This window comes from Gemmatimonadota bacterium, from assembly GCA_009835325.1.
In the GTDB taxonomy this organism is placed as follows: Bacteria; JAAXHH01; JAAXHH01; order JAAXHH01; family JAAXHH01; genus JAAXHH01.
Map to the genome: position 1 here is coordinate 93,785 of VXWP01000117.1, position 21,306 is coordinate 115,090.

Annotated in this window: 16 protein-coding genes and 1 tRNA gene; 4 read left to right on the forward strand and 13 right to left on the reverse strand. The window is 62.0% G+C overall.

Going from position 1 to position 21,306, the window contains the following annotated elements; genetic code table 11:
* Positions 1–7 precede the first annotated feature (7 nt).
* The 6 genes from F4Z81_15710 to F4Z81_15735 form a co-directional block, all read right to left on the reverse strand.
* Positions 8–1,552 (reverse strand): acyl-CoA carboxylase subunit beta, encoded by a 1,545-nt coding sequence (locus F4Z81_15710; GenBank protein ID MXW06496.1) that lies wholly within the window; start codon positions 1,550–1,552, stop codon positions 8–10.
* A 66-nt stretch (positions 1,553–1,618) separates the two neighbouring features.
* Positions 1,619–2,512, reverse strand: a complete 894-nt coding sequence (locus tag F4Z81_15715; GenBank protein MXW06497.1) for a hypothetical protein — start codon at positions 2,510–2,512, stop codon at positions 1,619–1,621.
* Between the two features lie 23 nt (positions 2,513–2,535).
* On the reverse strand, positions 2,536–3,846 hold the full coding sequence (locus tag F4Z81_15720) for a hypothetical protein (protein ID MXW06498.1): 1,311 nt from the start codon (positions 3,844–3,846) through the stop codon (positions 2,536–2,538).
* On the reverse strand, positions 3,846–4,652 hold the full coding sequence (locus tag F4Z81_15725; protein ID MXW06499.1) for an outer membrane lipoprotein-sorting protein: 807 nt from the start codon (positions 4,650–4,652) through the stop codon (positions 3,846–3,848). Before F4Z81_15725 ends, F4Z81_15720 begins: the two co-directional genes overlap by 1 nt.
* An 80-nt stretch (positions 4,653–4,732) precedes the next feature.
* Entirely contained in the window at positions 4,733–7,018 is a 2,286-nt protein-coding gene (locus F4Z81_15730) for an MMPL family transporter (protein MXW06500.1), read from the reverse strand.
* 9 nt (positions 7,019–7,027) lie between these two features.
* The gene (locus F4Z81_15735) at positions 7,028–8,209 is read right to left on the reverse strand and encodes a DUF2236 domain-containing protein (GenBank protein MXW06501.1); all 1,182 of its coding nucleotides are present in this window, start codon (positions 8,207–8,209) and stop codon (positions 7,028–7,030) included.
* Positions 8,210–8,847: 638 nt separating this feature from the next.
* Between F4Z81_15735 and F4Z81_15740 the strand changes: the two genes are divergently transcribed.
* The 3 genes from F4Z81_15740 to F4Z81_15750 all read left to right on the forward strand — a co-directional run bounded on the left by F4Z81_15740 (position 8,848) and on the right by F4Z81_15750 (position 12,786).
* Positions 8,848–9,630, forward strand: coding sequence for a sigma-70 family RNA polymerase sigma factor (locus F4Z81_15740; protein ID MXW06502.1), 783 nt, complete (start codon positions 8,848–8,850; stop codon positions 9,628–9,630).
* A gap of 280 nt (positions 9,631–9,910) precedes the next feature.
* Positions 9,911–11,083 carry a (E)-4-hydroxy-3-methylbut-2-enyl-diphosphate synthase gene (gene ispG, locus F4Z81_15745; GenBank protein MXW06503.1) on the forward strand — a complete coding sequence of 391 codons (1,173 nt, stop codon included), beginning with the start codon at positions 9,911–9,913 and terminating at the stop codon, positions 11,081–11,083.
* Positions 11,084–11,484: 401 nt separating this feature from the next.
* Positions 11,485–12,786, forward strand: coding sequence for a citrate synthase (locus F4Z81_15750; GenBank protein ID MXW06504.1), 1,302 nt, complete (start codon positions 11,485–11,487; stop codon positions 12,784–12,786).
* A gap of 60 nt (positions 12,787–12,846) precedes the next feature.
* Here the strand turns inward: F4Z81_15750 and F4Z81_15755 are convergent, their stop codons facing one another.
* The 5 genes from F4Z81_15755 to F4Z81_15775 are packed head-to-tail and all read right to left on the reverse strand — an operon-like array spanning position 12,847 to position 18,757.
* Positions 12,847–13,905 (reverse strand): amidohydrolase family protein, encoded by a 1,059-nt coding sequence (locus tag F4Z81_15755; GenBank protein ID MXW06505.1) that lies wholly within the window; start codon positions 13,903–13,905, stop codon positions 12,847–12,849.
* Positions 13,677–14,567 (reverse strand): cysteine hydrolase, encoded by an 891-nt coding sequence (locus tag F4Z81_15760; GenBank protein ID MXW06506.1) that lies wholly within the window; start codon positions 14,565–14,567, stop codon positions 13,677–13,679. Before F4Z81_15760 ends, F4Z81_15755 begins: the two co-directional genes overlap by 229 nt.
* Positions 14,476–16,512 carry a YjhG/YagF family D-xylonate dehydratase gene (locus F4Z81_15765; GenBank protein ID MXW06507.1) on the reverse strand — a complete coding sequence of 679 codons (2,037 nt, stop codon included), beginning with the start codon at positions 16,510–16,512 and terminating at the stop codon, positions 14,476–14,478. Before F4Z81_15765 ends, F4Z81_15760 begins: the two co-directional genes overlap by 92 nt.
* Positions 16,509–17,756: a phytanoyl-CoA dioxygenase family protein gene (locus tag F4Z81_15770; protein ID MXW06508.1), complete on the reverse strand. Its 1,248-nt coding sequence runs from the start codon at positions 17,754–17,756 to the stop codon at positions 16,509–16,511. Before F4Z81_15770 ends, F4Z81_15765 begins: the two co-directional genes overlap by 4 nt.
* Positions 17,753–18,757 (reverse strand): TIM barrel protein, encoded by a 1,005-nt coding sequence (locus F4Z81_15775; GenBank protein MXW06509.1) that lies wholly within the window; start codon positions 18,755–18,757, stop codon positions 17,753–17,755. Before F4Z81_15775 ends, F4Z81_15770 begins: the two co-directional genes overlap by 4 nt.
* Before the next feature lie 105 nt (positions 18,758–18,862).
* Between F4Z81_15775 and F4Z81_15780 the strand changes: the two genes are divergently transcribed.
* Positions 18,863–18,937 (forward strand) — tRNA-Pro (locus F4Z81_15780).
* Between the two features lie 31 nt (positions 18,938–18,968).
* Here F4Z81_15780 and F4Z81_15785 read toward each other — a convergent pair.
* Entirely contained in the window at positions 18,969–20,042 is a 1,074-nt protein-coding gene (locus tag F4Z81_15785; protein ID MXW06510.1) for a helix-hairpin-helix domain-containing protein, read from the reverse strand.
* 188 nt (positions 20,043–20,230) lie between these two features.
* The gene (locus F4Z81_15790) at positions 20,231–20,926 is read right to left on the reverse strand and encodes an SOS response-associated peptidase (protein MXW06511.1); all 696 of its coding nucleotides are present in this window, start codon (positions 20,924–20,926) and stop codon (positions 20,231–20,233) included.
* Between the last annotated feature and the right edge of the window lie 380 nt (positions 20,927–21,306).

Sequence of the window (21,306 nt, forward strand, 5' to 3'; positions counted from 1 at the left end):
TACCCTCTTACAGCGGGATGTTCCCGTGTTTCTTGGGAGGATTCGCGTCTCGCTTGTTCTTCAGCATCTCCAGCGCGGAAATGATACGTGGACGGGTCTCCTGGGGCTGGATTACTTCATCGATATACCCGATCTTCGCCGCGACATAGGGATTGTCGAACTTCTCCCGGAACTCGGCGGTCAGTTCCTCGCGCAGGGCGTCGGGATCATCCGCTTCGGCCAGTTCCCTGCGATAAAGCACATTCACCGAGGCTTCCGGACCCATGACCGCGAACTGCCCGGACGGCCAGGCGTAATTGATGTCGGCCCGTATCTGCTTGCTGTTCATCACGCAGTAGGCGCCGCCGTAGGCCTTGCGCGTGACCACGGTCAGCCGGGGCACCGTGCTTTCACAGAACGCGTAGAGCAGCTTGGCGCCTTCCTTGATGATGCCGCCGTGCTCCTGGCTTACGCCGGGCAAGAACCCGGGCACGTCCTCGAAGACCACCAGGGGGATGTTGAAGGCGTCGCAGAAGCGCACGAACCGCGCGCCCTTCACGGACGCGTCGATGTCCAGCACGCCGGCGAGCGAAGCGGGCTGGTTGGCGACGATGCCGGCGGTCCGGCCGTTGAAACGGGCGAACCCCACGACGATATTGTCGGCGAACTCGCCATGCACTTCGAAGAAGTCGCCATGGTCCACCACCCGGTGGATCACGTCCTTGATGTCGTAGGGTTTGTTGGCGTCGTCCGGCACGATGCGGGCAAGTTCCTCGTCCATCCGGTCGGGGTCGTCCGTGGACGCGACCCGCAGTGGATCTTCCATGTTGTTCGAGGGCAGGAACGCCAGGAGCTCCTTCACCATGGAAAGGCACGAGGGTTCGTCCGGCGCGGAAAAATGGGCCACGCCGGTCACGGAGTTATGGACGTGCGCGCCGCCCAGTTCGTCGAAAGTCACCTCTTCGTGGGTCACCGCGCGGATCACGTCCGGTCCGGTGATGAACATGTAGCTGGTATCCTCGACCATGAAGACGAAGTCGGTCATGGCCGGAGAGTAGACCGCACCGCCCGCACAGGGCCCCATGATCACCGAAATCTGCGGGATCACGCCGGAAGCCTGGACATTGCGCAGGAAGATGTCGGCGTAGCCCGCGAGGCTGACCACCCCTTCCTGGATGCGCGCGCCGCCGGAGTCCTTCAGGCTGATGACCGGCGCGCCGTTCTTCATGGCAAGGTCCATGACCTTGCAGATCTTCTCGCCGTAGGCCTGGCCCAGCGAACCGCCGAATACGGTGAAGTCTTCGGACACGACGTAGACGCTGCGGCCGTCGATGGTGCCGTAGCCCGTGATCACTCCGTCGCCGAGCACTTCCGTGCCTTCCATGCCGAAATCCCGACAGTCGTGGGTCACGAAGGCGCCGATCTCCTCGAAACTGCCCTCGTCCAGGAGAAAGGCCACCCGCTCCCTGGCGGTCCACTTCCCGGCTTCGTGCTGGCGGTCGATACGGCGCTGCCCGCCTCCTTCGGCCGCCTGTTTTCGCAGCGCGTCCAGGTGTTTCATCTTCTCGGACATGGACATGGGATACGGTTCTCCCGGCGGGACCGGAACGATCGGATCGAGACGGTCACGCCCGCCTGACTATACTACTTCGAAATCCAGGGCCTCCAGGCCGGTCCGCAACCGGTCTTCCCCTTCCGCGGACAGCCGGGCGGTGGGCGGGCGCGGCGGCCCCACGGGTACTCCGCGCCATTCGAGCATCTTCTTGATCCCGGCCAGGACGCCCACCGAAATCAAAAGCGCGATGACCCGGTTGGCCTGTACCTGCAGTGACATGGCTTCCTGTATCCGTCCGTTTCGGAAGGCGTCGTACATGCCCAGGAACATCCGGGGCATGATGTTGTACGTGGAACCGATGGCTCCGTCGCTGCCCATCACGAACCCCGCAACGCACATCTCGTCCGGCCCCGTGATGGCGTTCAGCCTGCCCCCGGACAGGTCTACGAGCTGCTGAAACACGAAGAAGTTCGGGTCCGTGAACTTGATGCCCGCGAAATTGGGTACCGAATCCATGGCCTCCAGGAACTGCCCGGGCGAGACCTGCCCGTCCACGTCGCGCGCGAGCCAGTAGACGTAGAACGGGACCTTCGAAGCGCCTCCGATGGCGGCATAGTGTCGTACGGCGGCCGCCAGGTCGTTGGGTCGGTCCGCGGGGGCGACGGAAGCCACGGCGTCCGCACCCAGCGCGCCGGCCTCCGACGCGAGGACGACGGCGTCCTCCGTGGTCGTGCCGCCCACGTGAAAGACCACCGGGACCTGGCCCGCGACGTCACGGGTTACGGTCTCGCACATCCGCCGCCGCTCCGCGACGGACATCTGCCGGCCCTCACCCGTGCCTCCGGTGATGAAGAATCCGTTACTGCCGGCGTCCACCAGGTGACGCACCAGGGGCGCCACCCGGCCGGACGACAGCTCGAGTTCTTCATCGAAGGGCGTGCAGAGTGCCGGCCAGATGCCTTGGACCAGTTTGGACATGATTCCGGTAATCGTCGTCGGCGTCAGAAACGGTAGTTAATACCCAGCTGAACGAAACCGTCCTGCCGGAGATCGTAGTACAGATCGTCGCGGTCGATGTTGGTGATCGCGACCGCCCCCAGGTCCAGGGAAACAGCATCCGACAGCCGGCGCGCCAGTTCAATACCGTAGATGCGCTGACGCTTGTCGAGATCGTGCAGCACACTCACCGTCGCCTCCGTACCCTGGACATCGTTAAGCATGAGCCGAAGGGCGGCGAAGAGGTCGTTTTCATAGAAATTGGTCGCGCGTCGGCCGCGTCCGTCACGGTCCCATTCGGCGAAAAGAGTAAGGTCGGCGTCCGTATTCCACAAGGAAAAAAACGTGTACTCACCGCCCAGCACGAAGGCGTTGAAGGTCTCTTCCACGCCCGCCAGGTTGCGCGCTCCGGACCGCCTGATCGCTTCCAGCTTGAGCAGAAGAGACCCGGTGGTCCACTGGGCATCCAGGCCGAACTGGCGGATTTGATTGTATATGGGATAAAGTACGGGTACGGGCAGAACGGACGAGCCGGGCAGGTTGGACGGAACGCCCGGTTCGCCGCAGTCAAAACACAGTCCGAAGGAAGGCTCCCTGGCCGTGCCGTCGAATACGCTGGCCCCGAAGTCCAGCAGGCCCACGGTATGGCTGTAGCGGGCGGCGAAATCCGGATGCCACTTCCCGGACGAACTTTCGTATTCCACCAGGTCATTGTCGACGACCACCGAAGCGCGCAGCCGCCCGTCGCTGCCGGGGAACGTGCGTTTCCGGTGCCAGGACATGCCCAGCAGTTCCACCACACCCCAGTCCGACGACCAGGTCACGTAGGCCATGGGCTGCCCCATCCGGGTCTTTTCGTCGGGATGTTCGACCAGGTCGATCTGGTTGACGATGTCCACCAGGTGGCGGGACTCGACCACGCCCCAGAAAACTCGGTCCACGCCCAGGCGCAGTTCCCATTCCCCGTTGCCGGCGGCGCCTGAAAGCAGGAGGTACGCTTCCCGCAGGTCGAAATGGGTACGTCGGTCGTCCGCGCTGTCATAGCGGAACCAGGGCGTCACATTGAGGATGCGGCCCGCTTCGTCTTCGAGGTAGAGGTTGGGTTCCGCTACGAATCCGCTCGCGTGGGAACCCTGGCCCTGGAAAAGGGCAGTCTGGGGAAACCACCGGCTTTCTGCGGCCAGCCGGCCCGACAGGTCGATATAGTAGCTTCCGGCCTGGCCGCGCGAGGCAGCCGGATGCACCGCTACACCGAGCAGACAGACGCCGAACCACAGGAGGCGAACCAGGGCACGCGAGAGGGCCCGCGAGGGCATCACCGCACCCGCCTCAGCCCGGTGCGGGTGAAGTCGCGGTCGTCGATGTCGGTCCCGAACTGGTAATCCGTCCATACCAGGTCGGTGCTCTTGCCCGTCAGATGGTTCACCATGGCCATACTGCCGGCCCGCCAGTAACGGTCCAGATACTGCCGGTACTCACCCAGGGTAAGCGTCTTGAGATGGGCGTCCTTGCGGTCGTAGTACTCGACTTTCCAGACGCGCAGCGACGCCTTGTCGCGCCATACGAGCTGGCGGCGGTAGACCGAACCCTTCTCCACCGGGACGCGCTCGGTGACCACGCAGTCCAGGCCGTCCCCGCAGGGTTCGTCGCGCAGGTACCGGTAGGTGTATTTCTCCACTTCCTGGACCGTCATGTCCTCGTAGGTGAACTCGCTTCCCATGAAGGAACCCGAACGGTTGGACGAACTGATGCGCTTGACGCGCTTCAGGGCCGGCAGGTAGAGCCATTGGTCGTCCGGCCGGTCCTTGTGGCCGTGTATGAGCAGCGCGGTGCCCCGGGCGTCGCGCGGCTGGTCGAACACGAAGAGACTCTTGTTGCCGTCGTCTTCTGCCTCGAGCACCTTCACGCGCACTTCACGGACGCTTTCCTGCCCCTTCTTGTTGCGCAGGACCATGGTCATGCCGGCCGAGAAATTGCCGAAACCCTCGTCCTGGCTCCGGGCGTCCCGGGCGATCTGGAGCCCCTTTTCTTCCGACGGTCCGCCTGGACCGCCTGAACCGCCTTGATCGGCCGGGTCGGCCGGACTGCCCGGTCCGCCAGCCCATGCCTCCTGGGACGGCATGCCCGGCAGGACGAACAACGCCAGGAGGCAGAACCCGGCGGCTCGCAGTCCGCGCGCCGGTCGCATTGGTTGGTCTGTTTTCATGATTTTCTCCTGTCAAGCGCCATAAGCAGGGGAGGAAGCAGCAGGAAATCGGCAATGATCGCGAAGCCTATGGTGATAGTGACCAGCAGCCCGAGGGCCCACGACACCTGGAAACCGGAACCCGCGAAGGCCAGGAACCCCGCGGAAAGGACCAGCGTCGTGGTCCACAACGCCTTTCCCACCGACCGGAAGGTAACGCGCACCGCTTCTTCCGCCGAAAGGCCCTCTTCTTTGCGCGCCCGGAGATACCTGCTGAGAAAGTGGATCGTATCGTCCACGACGATGCCGAAGGCGACGACGATGACCACCGACGAGGCGATGCCCACTTCGCCGACCAGGTGTCCCCAGAGCCCGAAGCTCATGGCCGCGGGTACGAAATTCGGCAGCAGGCTGATGAGGCCGAAGCGAAAACTCCTGAAGACCAGGACCAGGATGATCGAGATGAGCGCCATGGCGGTCACCGTCCCGCGCAGCATCGACTCGATATTGCGTTGCGAGATGTGGGCGAAGACCACGCTCAACCCGGTGGCTTCTGTCGCGAGCGCGGGCGCGTTCTCGCGCAGCCAGGTCTCGCCCCGGCCGGCCAGGTCCTGCAGATCCTGGCTCGACCGGCCGCGGATCACGACCGTCATGCGCGTCGCGGACTTGGACACATCGATCCGGTCGTTCAGATCGCTGCCGAAGGGCAGTGACAATTCATAGAGGAGCAGGTACTGCGATGCGAGATCCTGGGCATCGGGGATCCGGAAGAAGGCCGGATCGTCGCCGTTCATATTCTTGTTCAGCCGCTTCATGATATCCGTGAAAGCCTGTACGTGCCCCACTTCGGGCTGGCTCCGGTTCCATTCCGCGAAAGCCTCCACCTGCCGCAGGTATTCCGGATCGGTGATCCCGCCCTCCTCCTCCGCGGCCAGCGTATACTCCATGGACAGCAGTCCGGTCAGGTTGTCCATGACGAAATCCGTATCCCGCCGGAACTCGTATCGTTCATCGAAGTAATCCGGCCAGCTGTCGGTCAATACGTTCCTGGGCACGCCGGTGATCAGGACGACCGTCATGATTCCGATTAACCAGAGCAGCGGCTTGCGGCGCGCGACGACGAAATCACCCAGCCGATCGAAGAAGACCGGTTGCCGGAAACCACCGGCACGGGCCCGCAATGGAAGGACCGAAAGCAGCGCGGGCAGGAGTGTCATGGCGTAGAAGAAAGTGATGATCACCCCGAAAGCCACGAAGTTGCCGAGAATGTGAAACGGCGGCGAATCCGAGAAGTTCAGGCTGAGAAATCCGATCGCGGTGGTGATCGAGGCCAGGAATACCGGGTAGGCGTTCGTCTTTATGGATTGCGCGACCGCCGCGTTCCGGTCCTCCCCCCGTCTTATTCCCGAGAGCGTGTGGGTGATGATGTGGACCGCCTGGGCGACGGAAATCGCCATGACGATAATGGGCACTCCTGAATTCACCGGGCTGAATACCGTGTGAAACCAGCCGGCAAGCCCCATGGTCGTCGAGATCACGAAACCGATCATGACGATGATGATGCCGGTTCCCAGAAAGGACTTCATGAGCAGGGTCGAGGTGATCACGATGAGGACGAAGACGATGGGCAGCAGGGTTTCCAGGTCGTCTCGGGTGGCATCGGCGAAGGCCCGGTTCATGACCACGTCGCCCGTCAGGTAGAAGTCCACTTCCCCGTTCGCCGCCCTCGCATCGTCCAGCATGCCGTCCAGGTAGTCGGTCAGTTCGATCACCGCGAGATCCGGGTTGTCGCCCAGTACGAAATTGACCGCCAGGCCGGCCACGCGGCCGTCAGGAGAAACGAGCCGTCCGACCACTTCCCGGGAACCCAGCGCGATCGTCCGGACGCGATCCAGGTCGGCCTCGCCCAGCGACGAGGCGTCTTCGACGAGCGGCCCCACGATGAGGTCGTCTTCCATCGCTTCACTGTGAAAGTAGTTCGTAAGGGAATTCACCCGCGTCGAGTACGGAGCGAACCAGGCGGTTTCGGTGAGGTCTTCGACGACGCCGAGCACTTCGCGGGTGAAGACGGAACCGTCCCGGGGTGCGATGGCGATCAGGGCGGTGTTCGAAACGGAGTAGATGTCTTCCAGCGCATCGAAAGCGGCGAGTTGGGGATTGTTCTCGCCGAACATGACGCGATGCTCGTTGGAGACGGTGATATTCCTGCCGCCGGCCGCCATGGCGAGCATGAACAGCGAGGCGAGCGAGATAACGAGCCACCGATGGCGCAGGATTGCGTCGATGTAGTTATCCAGGTGCAATTGATCGCGCTACCATTTGCTGGATTCAGACGCTTTTACATTATCGGGAAGCCGGTAGCTCATGCCGATATCGTCATAAGCCGAAAGCTGAAGCATCTGCGAGAAATTGTCCAGTTTCGTCTGCCGGCCTCTCGTTTTCAACAACAGGTTCTTCACACGGCTGATGCGGTTTTTCAAGCGATGGGCGGCCAGGACGCCAAAGGTACTGCTTTTCGGGTAACGCAGCGCATCGGCCAGTTCGTGTCCCAGCAGGGCACGGGAGATATTATACAATGTCTTGAGGGCGGCGGCCACTTCCTCGGGATCCGTGATATTCAGCAGCGCCGGCCCGGCATGGATCAGTGCGTTCGCGTTCGCGATGGAGTGCTCGTCGGGAGGCGGTTCGCACATGAAGCCGATATCGATGATCGTCCGGGCTTCGTTCTCATCCTTCATGAGGATGCTTTCCGGAACGCCCATGATGTAGCCGGTATACCGAAAGACCTTTACGAAACTCTCCCTTTCTTCCTGGGAGTAGATGGCGCCCAGCGAGATGGAATGCTTCAGGATCTGCGCCGAGAAAATACTGACCGCCAGGCCTATATGGGCGGCGCTCAGGGGCGTGCCCCAGGCCCCGGTTTCCCATATGTCGGAGTCTTTCATCAGGCGGCGCACCATGGCATGCACGAAACGGATACGGGCGGAAAGCCGGTAGCCGTCCCCTTCCCTGCGAAGGCCGCCGGGCAGGAAGATCTCCAGCAGATGTCGGTTATTCTGCTTGAAACGGCGGGTAGCGTTTTCTGAGTGTACCCGCCCGGTCAGGTAGAAGGACTTGCTGATGAGCGTCGTGAATCCTTCGAGCAAGGCCGCGGTCACGAAGGCCACCAGTATTTCCGGCATGTTCTTGTGGAATCCGACCACGGCGGGGCGGAATTCTTCGAAATCGACCCATTCGGGGATCTTCGAATCGACCTCCCGGAAATAGCGCTGCAGGACTTCAGGCGCTTTACTTAACCATTCTTCTTCCTGGTGCAGCCCCGCATGGATGAACTGGTGCATCTCGCCCGGCGGCATACCGGAAAGCTCATCCATCACGGGATCCAGATCCTCGTCGCCGACCATGGTGTGCCGGATGTAGTTGTCGGCGAATTCCGGGTTCAGGGACCGCGCTTTCTCATAACCACTGGCGTAAGACGTTGGGACTTGAAGCAAAACCGAATCCTGGATCCAGGCGAACGGACACACTACGACACTATTGAATTATCGCACGTTAACGTATAAACCACTGAATTGTCAAGTTTCCATTTTCTATTCGTGATTACGTCCACTGTCCTCGACTAATCATATAAACCCCATGTAGTACAGTTTTTGCAGCCCAAATGAACACGTGAAACATTTAATTTATCTAATTTTAAATAGCTGTCCTTTGCATTATTATCTTTATATACTGATATATGGAACGGCCGGTACGGCATTTCACTCACCATGCACTAAACCGGTCTTAGGATGCATCGTAACAGCACATGAAACCGGTCCGCCGCGACAAGGCGCCACGGGGCTGTCACCGGTTTGCGATACCAAGGGAATCAGCACCTGGGTATCCGGTCTGCACTTCGATGCATACAGGCGTGTACCATCTACCGCCTCGATCAGTACAGCAAGACAGCTGTGATGTCCGCGTCGCCCGTGGAGAAAGCAGCGAACTGTTTCTGTGCCACTGTAATCAGCGTCAGTTGCCGGCACCCGTGTCCCTGCACCGTCGGAATCACGAAAGATACTACGGCCGTGGGAACTGGGTAGTGGAATACCCGTAACCGGACACTTCGAACCGGGTATTCAATCGGTGCCGGATGCACCCGTCGCGCTTGATCGGCCCTTCGATCTCAAGCGCTTTCAATCAATGGAAAGGTAGTTTCTTTGAGACCATGAACAAGCAACCACACAGGCCAGGGGACTTCCATCTGATACACGCATGCCTCGAAGGTCGATCGGATGCGCAGAGTCTACTCTACAAATCGTTTTTCATGTCGGACATGCCCGTTCACTTCTGGGTTTACAAAAAAGCGTACTGGATACCGGCGGGTGAAAAGGAAGACATCCTCAATGACATATTCATCGCGGTCTTGCAGAGTCTTCCAAAGTTTGAATTCCGCAGTGCATTGAGCACCTACGTTATCCGCATCGCCAAGATCAAGTGCCTTGACGCCATGCCTTCGCGGATGGGGGTCGCAAGGGGGAGAGGTATCAAGTTTGTCGATATTGACTGGTTTGCTTCGAACACCGAGTCGGGGCTGCAGATCGTAGACTCCAATCCGAACAACGGTGCTGACCGGTTATTCAAGAAGCTGGAAGAAGAAGAACAGATTTACCTGTTGCATACCGCCCTGAAATACTACACGGGGCCGCGATGCCGGACCGTCCTTAAAATGTACGTCAGGGAACTGAAAGGCGAACTGAACAGGGAGGACATTGCCGAACTGATGGGGGTGTCCGTACAACGCATGGGACAGATGATCTACGACTGCATGTATCGCCTCAGACGAAAAATGCAGAGCAGGTATCGTGATTACGAACACTTTACCAAGTGCGTGTGTGAAGGCACCAGGCGTCGTAGACGCAGAAGGAAGGAGTAGTCATGCATCGGCGAAAGCCGGGGCGCGGCCCGTAGGCCCGCGACACCTTGTTTCCAAAGCGGGGATGGATCGTTGTTGGAGCAATCGCCGGGACCGGGATTCCGCCGGGACCGGAGTTTCTCATCAACCATCCTCCCCGCTTATGGTGTGTCGATCCGGAACCGTGCGGTCTTCGACGATTCCCGTGGGCTGGTAACCCGGCATTAAGGTATTGACAATCGCCGGTCGTCACGTACGTTACGAAGAGCCGGAAGGAGTTCACCGCGAAGGAGTTCACCGCATGGAGATGACTTACCCGCGGCGACAGACGCGTGAAGTACGCGTAGGAAATGTCACGGTCGGCGGCGCGCATCCGATTGCCGTGCAATCGATGATCACGGAGAACACGCGGGACGTGGCGGCGTGTGTGGATGCGATCGTCCGTTTGCACGAACTCGGTTGTGAAATCGTGCGGGTGACCACGCCTACGCTGGCGGATGCCCACAGCCTGCGCGAAATCAAGCATACCCTCGACCTGCGGGGCGTGAACGTGCCCCTGGTTGCCGATGTGCATCACCAAGGCACCCGGATAGCCGAGGAAGTCGCCCGGTCCGTCGACAAGGTTCGTATCAACCCGGGCCTTTTCGTGTTCCAGCGGCTGGTCGATACCATCGAGTACACCCAGGAAGAATTCGAAGCGGCAAGACGGAAAGTGGAGGAAGACCTGGCACCGGTTATCGAGGTCTGCCGGGAGCGGGACATCGCCATGCGCATCGGCGTGAACCACGGCTCCCTGTCGGACCGCATGACGGTGACCTATGGAGACACGCCACTCGGCATGGTGGAGTCCGCGCTGGAATTCATCCGGGTCTGCGAGGCCCGGGACTACCGAAACCTGATCGTTTCGCTCAAGGCGTCCCGCGTGCCCGTCATGATCCAGGCCAACCGGCTCATGGCGAGCCGTATGGACGAAGAAGGCATGGACTATCCCCTGCATCTCGGCGTCACCGAGGCCGGCGACGGCGAGTATGCCAGGATCAAGTCCACATCGGGCATCGGCACGCTGCTGGCCGAAGGGCTCGGTGACACCATCCGCGTATCACTCGCCGAGGATCCGGCCAACGAAATCCCGGTCTGTTACGATATCCTCCAGTCGCTGGGCCTGCGCCGCACCAAGGTCGAGTTCATCGCATGTCCTTCCTGCGGGCGGACCAAGTTCAACCTGGAAAACGTGCTGGCGGAAGTAAAGGCGGCCACCGACCACCTCGCGGGCCTCGATATCGCGGTCATGGGATGCATCGTCAATGGTCCCGGAGAGATGGCCGATGCCGACTACGGCTATGTCGGACGGGCCAACGGGATCATCTCGCTTTACCGAGGGCGGGAATGCGTCAAGATGAGCGTTCCGCAGGAACAAGGTGTCCACGAACTGGTCGACCTGATCAAATCGGATGGCCGTTGGGTAGATCCTTAGCCGGCGGACGATCCCTTGTCCGGTGGACGGTCCCGATTCAGCATTTCCATGACATCCTGCAGTTCGAATACGAAACCGAACGCCAGGGCGACCCGCCACAGTGATCCGCCACAGCACGAAGCCCCCGGCCGTTTCCGTTACCGCCGTTTCCCCGTAGTCCCCGGGCGCTTCCCCGCAGACTTCCGTGCTTACGAATAACCCATGCGTGATCCCACTCGCGCCTCATGGCAAGGCGCGAGTGGTCGGTGTCGATCCTCACTTGCAAACGCTGCCGTTTCGAGGCGAACGGGAATCGAATATCGGTTGACCCAGAGGCCGAGATTCATTAATTTGTTGCTTTCACGGCGCGCAAATCCCGGAGTCCGAGCTTTCCCCATCCTGTTTGCAGGAGGTCGTACTGCATGCCTGACACGTTGACGGTCATCGACAACCGGACCGGCAAGAAATACGAGATCCCGATCCAGTACGGGACCTATCCCAGGTACGGCGCCGCGATCCCCACCACGGTCTTTCGACAGATCAAGGTGTCCGAAGACGACTTCGGGCTGCTGGGTTACGACCCGGCATTCACCAACACCGCCTCCTGCCGGAGCAGCATAACCCACATCGACGGGGAAAAGGGTATCCTGCGTTACCGGGGCTACCCCATCGAGGACCTGGCGGTCCAAAGTTCCTTTTTGGAAGTCGCCTTCCTGATCGTCCACGGCATGCTGCCGACCCGGACCGAGCTGGACGAATGGTCCTACGACATCACCCATCACGCGATCGTCCATGAGAATATCAAGAAGTTCATGGACGGGTTCCGTTACGACGCCCATCCCATGGGGATCCTGATCAGCACGGTCGCCGCGCTTTCCACTTTCTACCCGGAAGCGAAGCAGATCCGCGACGCGGCCATCCGCAACGAACAGATCCACCGGCTCATCGCCAAGATTCCGACCATCGCGGCCTTCGCATACCGGCACAGCCAGGGGTTCCCCTACACCTATCCGGACAACGGCCTGGGGTACTGCGGAAACTTCCTGTCCATGATGTACAAGATGACGGAGAAATACACCCCCGATCCCGTGCTGGAAAAGGCCCTGGACGTGGTATTCATCCTGCACGTGGACCACGAGCAGAACTGCAGCGCCAACGCGATGCGGAGCGTCGGCAGTTCGCTGCCCGATCCCTACGTGTCCGTGGCCGCCGCCGCCGCCGGCCTGTACGGTCCGCTGCACGGCGGCGCGAACGAGCAGGTGCTGCACATGCTGCAGGAAATCGGGCACATCAGCCGCGTGCCCGCTTACATCAAGAAGGTCAAACAGGGTGATATACGGCTCATGGGGTTCGGCCACCGGGTGTACAAGAACTACGATCCCCGGGCCAAGATCCTCAAGGAGATGACCCACCGGGTACTGGGCGTGACCGAGAAGAACACGCTGCTGGACGTCGCCGTGGAACTCGAGCGGATCGCCCTTGAAGACGATTATTTCGTCAACCGGCAACTCTATCCGAACGTCGACTTCTATTCGGGTCTCATCTACCAGGCCATGGGTTTTCCGCTCGAAATGTTCCCGGTGCTCTTCGCCATACCCCGCACCGTGGGCTGGCTGGCCCAGTGGGCGGAGATGCTGGACGACCCGGAGCAGAAAATCGCCCGTCCCCGCCAGATCTATACCGGCGACGACGTCTGTCAGTACGTTCCGATCGAAGACCGTTAGCCAGGCGGCAGTGCGGTAGCGTCTCACCTGGCCGTGGGGTTCTCGGCTCTCACACGCCCGTCAGCTTCGCGGCACCCATCTGTAGGCTTCCCTGCTGTTCTTACCCATGATTTTTTCCAGGGCTTCCGAACCTCTCGGTTCGAAGCAGGCCATGGCCAGTGCCTGCACCTGGCGGTAGGAAGCGAATCTCCAGGATACCGGCCAGTTGCTGGCATAAAGCAGCCGGCTCTCCCCGAAGGCGTTCCAGAGCACATCGAGGACCGGTTTATAGTAGGCCGGGTCCTCCGGCGTAGGATCGTCCCGCGCCAGTTCCACCATGCCCGATATCTTGCAGAATACGTTGGGATAGGCCGCGGCGGAGGTGATGCCGGCGATCCATTCCTCGTCCGGGCGGCCGCCGGTTACCGGCACGTGGGCGAGGTGGTTCAGCACGATCCTGAGACCGGGGAAACGGTCGGCGCAGGCGGTCACCCCGGCCAGCCACTCCTTGCCCACGAGCAGATCCAGCGTGAGGTCGTGGGCGGCGAGTTGATCCAGTGCCTTGAGATACGCCGGATCTTCGACGGGCACCTTCCCCAACCGGATGCCGTAGAAGAGGTCATGGGCGGCAAAACGGTCCAGGTCGGATTCGAAATCTTCGTCCGGTGGTTCCAGGTGACCCACCAGGCCCAGGAGGAAGGGGTCTTCCTCGGCCAGGTCCAGTATCCACCGGTTGTCCTCCACCCAGGCGCTGGCTTCCACCACGACCGTGCCCGTGACGCCTTCGGACCGCGCCTCGCCCTTGAAGTCCTCCGGCATGATGCGCCGGTACAGGAACGCGTCGCCGGGATCGGGCCAGGGCACGCCTTGCGGCCGGGTGGGATCGTAAAAGTGGGTGTGGGTGTCGACGATCAATCCGCGTTCCTTTCCGTGACCTTTCGGCAACTCTCGAAAAAATCCGCATTGGACGCCGAGAATCCGAACTGCTGCTCGACCTCGCGGACCGCGATTTCCGTTACGAAAAGCTGATCCAGCGTGTCCGGGAACTCGACGCCCGCGGTGCAGTCGCGCAGGAAAACGATATTGTATCCGTACCGGGCCATGGCCCGTATGCCGTAGTCCCTGCCCAGGACGCACCAGTTGGTGGCGAAACCGGCGTAGATCAGATGGAGCACGTTCCGTTCTGCCAGCACCTCGTGCAGCTCGGCGCCGGTGGTAATCACCACGTCTTCGTCGCGGATCTCCACGGCCGGCGACACCGTCAGGCCGTCGCTGATGGGGTCCCAGTGAAGTCCGATGCCCGGGGGCTGGCTCCGGGGTCCCTGGTAGGCCTGGTACACACCTTCCCTGCTTCGAAACTCCGGGGGCGGCCAGTCCGCGCCGCCGCGCGGTGGTGCCGGCGCCGCCGGGTTCCGGGTCGACTGGGGAAACTGCCGCGCTACTTCGGGCGACGGGGCGTGGATCACCGGCAGGCCGGCCTTCCGGCTCATCTCGATGGCCGGCACGATCGCCTCCCGCGTGACCCGGGCGGCCCGTTCGATCCAGCTGTCGATGAAATGGGTGTTCCACAGGTCCACCAGGACGAGCGCCGTCTGTTCGACGGGCAGGCTCATGCGGAACTCCCGGCGGATGAAATGCTCTTCCCTGCAGGGCACGTCGGCGGGGGTGCTGTCCTGGAAATACCGCACATTCAGGTCGAGTACGGCCGGGTTATCTGCCATTTTTGCCTGCCTTCGTCTTTGGTTGTGACGGTTCCTGGTCCCCGGCCCGGCCATCTTGCTGCAATCGCTGGACGATCTCATCCACGTCGTAGACACATCCGCCCCACGCGCCGCCGCCGGCCTGCTGCAGTGCTGCCCAGAGCCGGGTGTCGTCGGGCAGATTCGGGTCGACGGCCAGGTCGTTCCTCGGCGAACGCCCGGCGAGCAGCCGGCTGCCCTCTTCCACGCCGAACGTGCGGTCCCCGCTGCCGACCAGGTTGATGGATCCGGTCAGTTTGTTCCGGTCGATGACGATTTCCACCAGGTCGCCGTCGATGAGCTTTCCGATGGGGCCGCCCGCCAGGGCCTCGGGACCGACGTGGCCGATGCAGGCGCCCGTCGAGATGCCGGAGAACCGGGCGTCGGTCACCACGGCGACGTGCTTTCCGAAGGACAGGTGCCTCAGCGCCGCGGTGATCTGGTAGGTCTCCTCCATCCCGGCGCCCATGGGACCCCGGCAGATGAGCACCAGCACGTCGCCGGGCTTGACCCGGTCCTCGTTTCGGCTCTTGATGGCGGCGATGGCGTCCCGTTCCCGCGTGAAGACCCGCGCGGGTCCCGTTTTCCGGAACACCCCGTCCGGATCGACGACGTCCGGGTCGATGGCCGTGCTCTTGATGACCGATCCCTCCGGCGCGAGGTTTCCCACGGGAAAGGTCACCGTGCTGGTCAAACCCCGGCTTCGCGCGCGGTCGGGGGACATGATCACGTCGTCCGGGTCGATCCCGTCCACCTTCTTGAGGCGCTCGCGGACCAGCCGCCGCCTGTCGGACGCCTGCCACCAGTCCAGGACCTCGCCCAGGGTTGTCCCGGCCGCGGTCAGTACCGATTCGTTCAACAGACCCGCTTCGCGCAGGTGAAGCATGACTTCCGGCACGCCGCCGGCCAGGAAGGCGGTCACCGTGGGATAGCCCGTCGGACCGTTCGGCAGCACGTCCACCAGCCGGGGCGTCTGCCGGTTGATCCTTGCCCAGTCCTCGATCCCGGGGCGACGCAGTCGTGCGGCATGGGCGACCGCGGGGATGTGCAGCAGCAGGTTGGTCGAGCCTCCGAAGGCGGCGTGGACCGTCATGGCGTTCTCGAGCGCTTCTTCGGTCAGGATCTTCCGAACGGACAATCCCTCGGCGTCCAGCCGCATCAGCGCGCGGGCCGACCGCTTTGCCATATCGGTCCAGATGGGCTGCCCCGATGGCGCCAGCGCGCTGTGGGGCAGGGAAAGGCCGAAGGCTTCGCCCACGACCTGCGAAGTGGCCGCCGTACCGAGGAACTGGCAGCCGCCGCCCGGCGACGCGCAGGTCCGGCAGCCCATGTCCGCCGCGTATTCCAGCGTGATCTCACCGTGGGCGTACCGGGCGCCGATGGATTGGATCTTGCCGGCGTCTTCACCCTCCTCGGGCGGCAACGTGACACCGCCCGGCACCAGCACGCAGGGCAGGTCGTGGGTCGCCGCCAGCGCGATCATCATGGCGGGCAGCCCCTTGTCGCAGGTTGCCACGCCGATCACGCCACGGCGCGTCGGCAACGACCGGATCAGCCGCCGGAAGACCATGGCCGCGTCGTTGCGGTAAGGCAGGCTGTCCATCATGCCCGGCGTGCCCTGGGTGCGCCCATCGCAGGGATCGGTGCAGTAGCCGCCGAAGGGAATGCCGCCCAGGGCCGTGAGCTCCTCGGCGGCCGCCTGCATGAGCAGGCCGACCTCCCAGTGGCCCGTGTGATATCCCAGGGCCACGGGCGTTCCGTCGGATGCGCGGATCCCTCCCTGGGTGCTGAGGATCAGGTATTCCCGGCGTTTCAGCGCCTTCGGATTCCAACCCATGCCCACGTTTTGGGACAGGCCGAAGAGATCGCCGCTCGGGCTGTCCCGCAACATGTCGCCGGTCAGCGGCAGGCTGCCCTCCGGTCCCGGTGCGCTGGACTGTATATCGAATATACCGGGATCGGACTGGCCGACGACGGCCTCGAAGGATAGCAGTGAAGGTGGTTTCATGATGGGAATGCCCCGTTTTCTATTCGTCCGGTGGTCCATGAAGCGTACCAGTTGTCCGGGGTGAGCGCCGGCGGAACGTTTTCAAAATGATAGCGGGTCTCGCCGCCCTGGAATCCCGGCAGGAGCTGGTCCTCGTCGGATTGCATGAGGTCGTCGACGGGCTTGAACCGCGCCCACAGGACTTCCGCTTCCTCCGGACTGAAACGTTCCCCTAGCGGTCTGCCCCATTGCAGGGTCATGGGATGGACCGATTCAATGCCCAGGGTTTCCGGCGCCGTAAGACCGTCCGGGTCCACACAGCGCTGATTGTAGATATGCCGGGCCGTCTTGCTGAGACAGATGGTCGACTTGACGACGCCCTTCTCGCCTCGACCGGGATGGAGGGCATCCAGCGCGCTTCGATAGGCGCCGGCGTCCGCGGCCAGGACCGCGCGCAACGCCGCCTCTCCGTGGTCCATGTATCCGGTGGCGCGCTCGTGCCAGCGCAGGCAGGTATCGCGGGCTGCGGGCGCAAGATGCTCGATCCAGTCCGTCGTATGCCAGTGCGTCAAGCGCGCGAATCCCCCGTGAATGGTGCGGCGCAGTTTCGTGGAGTAATTGCTCCCCCAGTGGAGTATGGGGAGAATGTAGACGACGCCGTCCCCCGCCTGAAGTCTGGTCTGCACGCCGCCCGGGACCGGCGACCTCGGATCCCTGGACATGGACGCGTTCTCCTCGGGCGTGTTGCGCCGGACGTGGCTGCCGGGAACGACCCACAGCACCGCGTCATCGTATAGCGGTACGTTCCACTGGACGTATCGGGGACCGCTTTCCAGAATATCGTCCGCATAGGCCATGAGTGGACAGTTCAACGGCGGATAGAAGTCACGGTGCCACCGGGCGGGACCGTGGTCGCTCACCGGGTTGCACATGAGCATCATTTCCGTGGGCGGTGCGTCGTCTTCGGCGAGGAGCACACTGCTCACGCCCTGGGTGTTCTCGTGGAGCCAGAACTCGAAAGCCGCCGCCGTTTCCCGATCGCCCAGGTCCGGTGGCCGCGTGATGTTCAGCCGCAGCTGGGTCGAGGACCGCCACACGTCGGCCGGCGCCTTGCCCCGGGCCGCCATGTCCGTCCAGATTCTCCTTTGACGGTCCACGAGGATCTCGTAGCTGCATCGAAGGGCTTCGAGATCCCGCGGCGGGATCACGCCACGCAGGATCAGGAAACCCTCTTCCAGAAACCGGTCCCGGTCGACGCGTATCAAGCTACACCTTCCCGGCATCGCCCGACGTTGTCCAACAGTGCTTTCATGTAGCCCAGCGCGTAAGCCCTCGACGCATTATGACGCCCCTCCGGGTCCGTGGCCAGCCGCGGCACGTGATCATCGATCATGGGACAGTCCACCCCGGCTTCCTCGTAGGCCAGCAGGGATGCCATGGGATCCACGTGGCCCTGGTCGATGAAGGTCTCCGAGAACGCGGGAACAGGGCCGGACACGAACCGGAAGTGGACGTAGTTGATCTTGTCCCGGCTGCCGAAATACCGGATGGCCTCGAGCACGTCGCCCGGCATTTCCGATATGGTGCCCTGGCAGAAACCCAGGCCGTTGCAGTCGCTGGGTACGAGGTCGACGAGCCGCACCAGGGCCTCGTGGCTGCGGAAGACCCGTGCGATTCCCGCGATGGGTGATATGGGCGGGTCGTCCGGGTGCAGGCTCATGCGCACCCCGGCCTGCTCCGCCGCCGGTATGACCGCCTCCAGGAAATAGGCGACGTTGCTCCACATGTCCTCGTCGGACCGTTCCAGGTCCTGGGGAACGGGGGGATACCAGTAGTCCTGCCTCGCACCCCGGATCTGCTCGTAGTCGAAACGGGTGACGACCGCGCCGCCCCGGCTCGGGGTTGATTTGGAGGTGCGCAGTCCGTAGTTGCCGCCCACGTTGCGCAGGCTGAAGAAGTAACCCAGGACGGGAATGCCCACCGCGCCCATGTTCTCGAGCGTCCTGCACCAGTTGTCGATCTGCTCGTCGCGACCCGGCAGTCCCAGCTTGATCTTGTCGCACCATTCGGGGGGCACGCCCTCGAGCACCGACCAGGACAGCCCGGCATCTTCAATGCGCGCCTTCTGGAGCGATAGATCATGGAAATCGTAGTACCCCCTGGACAAGTCGCAGTCCGGCACCCCGTTCACCACGTCCGTAACCCCCAGTTGCCGGGCGAAGGCCAGGTGTTCGGCATCCATCCTTCCGTTGACGGCCAGTTTCATGGATCGGTTTCCGTCGTCGACCGGTCCGGCACCGCTCAAGGGCCGCCGCGGCCGGGGTTTGCCTTGACAGGACCACCGGAGAAACGTATCATTATCCGGTGTTTTCGGGGTGTAGCGCAGTCCGGTCAGCGCACCTGCTTTGGGAGCAGGGGGTCGGGGGTTCAAATCCCCCCACCCCGATTACCGATTCCCTCAATCGGCACGCTTTCTTCTACGGATCCTGGCTTCGGATCTCCACGTATCTCGCCAGCCGGTCCACCTCACCGTCGTCCACGTACTTACCGATTTCACGGCGAAACTGCTCCATGCTGGTATACGGGCGGTATTCCCTGAATTCATGGGCCATGCGCTCGCCCACGCCGGGTACGGCGAGTATCTCCTCGTCGGTGGCCGTGTTCAGGTCGATGGGGACGAACACGTACTGTTCCATGCGGGCGACCTCCGCGTCGTCCACGTACTTGCCCATTTCACGCCGCCACTGGGCGATGGAAAGATAGGGTCGGTACTCCTTGAATTCGTGGAGCATCCGGTCCCCCACGCCGGGTACCAGCAGGATCTCTACGTCCGAGGCCGTGTTCAGGTTCAGGGGAATGAACATTCCTGCGTAGAGCGCGGTGGCCTCTTCGACGCCCAGGTGCCCGGTGACCAGCCCGTCCAGTTCGATCATGTCCATGAAGGGACGCGTATCCAGCACCGCCTCCGCAAGCTCGGTGGTCATGCCCGGCAGCATCCCGAGTTCGTCGCTTCCGGAGAGATTGGGATTGATGACCGCCGACGCCGATTCGACGGCCGATTCGACCTGGGCGGCATCGTCCGGACTGCCCGGACTGCCCGTGCCGTCCGGTTCCGAACCGCCACATCCTCCCATCACGACCGCAAACAGGCCAGTGATCAGCGCGTGCAGCAATACCGACCGAGGTTTCATAGAGATTGTCATGGTTTCTCCAGGGTATTGGTGGTTACAGGTCCTGTATGAACGGCCGGATGCCGAAAGCAGGCCACCAGGCCAAGCAAACCGAACAATATCATGGTGCCCGGCGCGAGGGACGGATAAGCGCCGCCCAACGCCTCCCACACCAGTTCGAGCCCTTGCCGCGACGGATACATTTCCAGTTCGAACTCCACGTTGCCCTGGTAGTGCAGCCACTGCCCGACGAATCCGGAAATGACGAACAGTACCATCATAGCCTGGTACGTCCGTATGACGGCGAAACCGGGCGAGAGGATGAGCCAGATCGAAACCGGCAGTGCGGCCGCCAGCAGTGCGATCGGCGCCCATTGCCACGGGTCTTCCATGTGATCCAGCAGTACAAGTTCGAAACCGACGCCGACGATGCCGAACGTCAGCACGGCCAGGACGAGTCGCCGGAGCATTCCGGCATCGTCTTGCGGAGTCCCACGGGGTGGTTGAACCACGGTACACGCCTCGCGTACTTTAGATTGCAGATTACGCCAAAAGATTGTGTCAACCCGTCAGAACAATGTCTGCTTTTCCAGCGGTTTCAGGATGTCCGGCGTGTCGTTGACCACCCGGTTTACCAGGTCGCTCACGGGTCGAATTTCATAGGGTCCTTCGTGGGGCGTTCTAATGATCTCCTGAAGCGTCCCCTCGGGCGTCCCGGGGTCGAGCCAGTCGGTATAATCGTCCGGATCCACCACAGCGGGCTGCCGATCGTGTATATCCGCAAGTGCGGACGAAGCTTCAGGCGTGATAATGGTGAACGTCTCGAGGTGCTCGCCTCCACGGCCCCACTGCTCCCACAAAGCGGCGAAGGAAAGAGGTGAATCGCTCTCGAGCGCCAGGAAATAAGGTTGTTTGCCGCCGCCGGCCGGCCCGAACCGCTTCCATTCGAACCAACCGTTCGCCGGGATGAGGCACCGCCTCGTACGGAAGGCCGATCGGAAGGCCGGCTTTTCCCGGACGGTCTCGGACCGGGCATTGATCATTCGGGCACCGATCTTGACGTCCTTCGCCCAGAAGGGGACCAGTCCCCAGCGAAGCACGGCCATGGATCTCATTCCGTTTTCGTCCAACCGACAGAGCGCGAAATCCTGGGTTGGCGCACCGTTGAACCTGGGTTGCGGATCAAGCCGAGGCGCGGAAACAGGCAACGTGTAAAGCGTGTAGATCTGCTGCCAGGTCAGATTCTGTGAGAGGCGGCCGCACATGGACGCAGTCGTCCTTTTCTGAACATTCGCACGTCGTTATTACAGCGTAGACTGATAATACAAGGATGGAAATATTGACCTGGCCGGGTCGATTTATTAGACTCCGCCGTCGATGATTCTATTCCCATAAAATCAAAAATAGGTTTCTTCTTTTACAAGGAACCTGCTCAATTATCATCTAAACAGCGAAGATACGTAGCTTTCCCCGCGAAGCAAGCCCAATCAGTCAAGTACAGGAGCGCTGATTTGAACTACAGCCTGGACACTTTTCGCGGCGATCTGTTCGGTGGGATAACCGCGGCGGTAGTGGGCCTGCCGGACGCACTCGCCTTTGGTGTCGCGTCGGGTATGGGTTCGGCGGCCTGGCAGTACGGCGCGAT